At 59.9% G+C, this 3,664-nt stretch carries 3 protein-coding genes; all 3 read right to left on the bottom strand.

Translation table 11 applies throughout. From position 1 onward, the window contains the following. Positions 1–1,396, bottom strand: a 1,396-nt coding sequence (locus AAFM29_RS16745) for an N-6 DNA methylase (RefSeq protein WP_341713886.1), incomplete at its 3' end; no start/stop codon positions are given. 2 nt (positions 1,397–1,398) lie between these two features. Then, on the bottom strand, positions 1,399–2,241 hold the full coding sequence (locus AAFM29_RS16740; RefSeq protein WP_099503632.1) for a hypothetical protein: 843 nt from the start codon (positions 2,239–2,241) through the stop codon (positions 1,399–1,401). A gap of 4 nt (positions 2,242–2,245) precedes the next feature. Continuing rightward, a partial coding sequence (locus tag AAFM29_RS16735; RefSeq protein ID WP_341713885.1) for an AAA family ATPase occupies positions 2,246–3,664 on the bottom strand: 1,419 nt, incomplete at its 5' end.

The following is a 3,664-nucleotide window of genomic DNA, read 5'->3' as shown; positions in this document are numbered from 1 at the left end:
CCAACTCCGACAGCTCATCGAGACGAGCGAGGCCGGGCGTGCGTTGCGCCGCCCCAGTCGCGCTCCACGTAAGATCGAGCCGGCAGTCAGCGTTCGCGAGGACGTGAGACGTCGCAAATTGCCGGTGCCGATCGCCGCTTTCCCGATGATCCGATTTGAACAGCGTTACGAATTCGCGAAGGTCTTCAGCCTGCAGCGGCTTGGTACGGAGCGAAAAGCGCTTGTCAGACCGAAGGTCATAGACCCAGATCGATTCCGCAGGACCGCCGGAGGCGCGAACCGGCTTGTCGAAAAAGACGACGTTTGACTTAACGCCCGCGGCATAAAACAGGCCCGGCGGAAGCCGCAGGATGGTGTGGAGCCGGCATGTCTCAACCAAGCGGCGGCGAACCGATGCTGCGGCACCGGTCTCAAAGAGAACATTGTCTGGCACGACGACCGCCGCACGGCCGCCCGGTTTCAGCAGCGCCACGATGTGCTGCATGAAGTTCAACTGCTTGTTGGCGGTCTGAACCCAAAAGTCGGGGCGAACGATAGTAAGGCTGTCGTCGACCCGGGACGACTTCCCTTGTGAATAGGTCACGCTGCCTTTGATGCCGAAGGGGGGATTCGTAAGCACCACATCGACCTGCATCTTTGGTGGTGCCTTCAGGCTGTCCTCGCACGCGATCGGCAGCTCATCTTCGGCATTGCCGCCGACGCCATGCAGCAGCAGGTTCATCGTGGCTAACCGTGCAACCTCTTCGACGAGTTCGACCCCGCGGATCGCTTTGGTGGCAAGCTGTTTGCGTTGCCGCGGCGTCATTTCGGGATTATTCTCTCGGAGGTAGTCGTGAGCCGCGAGCAAAAATCCGGCTGTGCCGCACGCTGGATCACAGATGACTTCGCCCAGACGCGGATCCACACAAGCGACAACGGCCTCGATCAAGGGGCGCGGAGTGAAATACTGGCCTGCCCCGCTCTTGGTGTCGCGTGCATTCTTCTCAAGCAGCCCCTCGTACGCGTCCCCTTTCAGATCATCGGATAGGCCTGTCCACTCCGTCTGGCCAATCAGATCAACGATGAGGAGCCGCAGTTTTGCGGGATCGCGTATCTTGTTTTTGGCGTTGCCAAAAATCAGGCCCAGCATTCCTCCCAGCTCACCGAGGGCGGGCAGAATACGGGTGTAATGCGCGTGCATCTCGACCGCATCAAGGCTGGCAAGAACGCCCCACGAGAGCTCCTTTGGGACCATCTCACCCGCTTGCTCGTCCGCCATCTTGAGAAACAGCAGATAAGTAAGCTGCTCGACATAATCTGGGTAAGACAAGCCATCATCCCGCAGGATATTGCAATACTGCCAGAGGCGACGAACAATGTTCTGTGCGCCATCGGCGCGTTGCTGGGTTCCCACCATAATCAGAGCTTCAACACCACGTCGTTAATCCACCAAATATCACGAAACGATTCGACGTAGACCTTGGCCGCAGCCGCGTACTGCGCCCTCGGGTTCAGCCGCCTTTTGAGGTCACCGATCACATCCTTGAAGGCTTGCGAGGCTTGCGGCATCCCAAGGTAGTCGTTCGGCGCTTCTCGCTTGCCGCGCTCCACGTCGCGCTCAATAATGTTGTAGAGCGTCATGCGGCCCTCCACGAACTTTGGCCAGTTTAGGTGCAGGCCCAATCGACTGGCGGCGATCTTGGCTTCAGCGACAGCATTTCCGCGATACTGCGGAGACAGATCGATCTCGCCGTTCGGTAAAAACGTCAGCAAAATCGGATCCCCGGGGTCGGTGGGATCCAGCAAAGCCGGATGCTCAAGACGGATGTCGTCGCCTGGCTCGGTTGCGCGTACACCGGTCGCGAGAAGCGGGAAATGGGTCGATTTCCCGCCGGCAACGCGGGCGCCCGGAGCAATCCGTGGCCGGTTCGCTCGCTGACAGCTCAACCGCATGTTGCGCCAGTCAAAGGCCAGCCAATAGTAGCCGGGATGACGCCGGTCCTCTTTTACCTTCCCCTTCGGCCGGAAATGGTCGATGTCGTTGTCCGCGCCAGGACTCTCACACTCGGTGTACCAGCATTTGCCGCCCGACGCGCCCTCGAAGGCGTCGCGCAACGCAGTCCACCGGTTCTGGTTTGCCTCAATGAGCGCAGCCCGACGGCGGGGGTCGGCTTCGGCCATGATGAGGTCTTGCGCCGTTTGCAGATCGGCGAGCAGATGCCGGATGTTGGGCAGGATATCTTCCAAATTAATGTACTGCATCGCGTTACGACATGCCCTGCTCGCGACGCAGCTCCTCGACGATGCGAGCGGCTAAACGGCTCCGCGCCTGCTGCTGTTCAGGGGTGAGTTCCACAGTCTCGCGCCAGCGAGGGTCCTCCTGGGCAGTCCAGGCCTTCAGGAATTCCTGATAAAGTGGATCGCGCTGCGTCAGGTCGAAACCGCGCCCGCGCAGCACCTCCCGCAGCCGCGCCAGTTCGGCCTGATCGTCATCAGTGAGGTTCTCCTTCATGGCCAACAGGCGTTGCTTATCAAGATCCGCCTGGGTTTCGGGGTCCAATGTGGTGCGCAGCCGGAAGAGATCGCTTGTTAGAATAGCTGCGACGCCCATGCCCCGCGGGTCTTGGTCAGGAGGGTCAGCAACGGCGCACCCCTGTTCGTCACGCCGAAAAATCCGCACCTGTTCGCGCTTCAACCCAGCGAAGACCAACGGATCATGCGTCGACATCACAATATGGCAACTGTCCCGATCGCGGATGAAACGGTCGAGGAAACTGAGATACTGAGTGCTCCAGGCGGGGTTCAAATGGGTGTCCGGCTCATCGAGCAGGAAGAGAGCTTCATCCCTCGCGGTAAATTTCAGAAGCCCGAGCACGAGCAACAACTGCTGTTCGCCCTCGCTCAAGTCGCGGTAGGTCACGTTCCCGCCGCCAGCTTCCGGCGTCATCTTGACGCGAGTGCGCACCTCGCCGAGCACTTTCGATAGGTGCATGCTCTCCAATGCCGTGAAGAAGGCATATTGGTTGCCGTAGGTTCGGTAAACTTCGGCCAGCGCGTCGGTGTTGGAGAGGAACAGGTATAAGCTCTGAACGATCGGGTTCTTGGTCAAGTCGATCGGAATTCGCCGCGTCATACGGAGCGGCAACAGTGCCTTGTCGTAAAGGTAAGCAAGAAACTGCTGAACCTCGCCCACGGCGTTCCAGAAACGCGGATCGCCGCCTTTGCGCTTCCACGGCGGCTCCTTGAGAGCGAACAGAACACTGTCGAGACCCTCGATTTGCAGGTGGTCGCGAAGGAAGTCGCGGTCGGCCTTCGACGCCTCACTCGCCTCCATGAAGAAGGCGATCAGGGCGAACTGGCCGTGCAGCGTTTCGGCGTAGAACAGCCGTCGCAGCGAATTCGGGTCAGCGATCGCCTTCCCACGTTGCTCCGGCGCTTTGATGATCCAGCTGTAAAAGCGCTCCCGATGCTTCTCGAAGATCGACGTTAGGCGATCACTCGGCCCAGAGTAATAGCCGAACACAAACGCCGGCCGGTGGCGAGGCCGCCCATCCGCGTCCTCCGCCATGAAGGCCTTGCGGGATAAGTCCGCGAACGACTCTTCGCCCGGCCGCCTTATCCGAAAGCTGGGATGCTGGTCGGCCTTCGCCTTGACCGATATGATGTTGTCACGGCACTCATATTG

The organism is Erythrobacter sp., assembly GCF_038133525.1.
Taxonomy (GTDB): domain Bacteria; phylum Pseudomonadota; class Alphaproteobacteria; order Sphingomonadales; family Sphingomonadaceae; genus Qipengyuania.
Note: the sequence above shows the minus strand (reverse complement) of the source record. Positions and strands in the feature narration are given on the sequence as shown.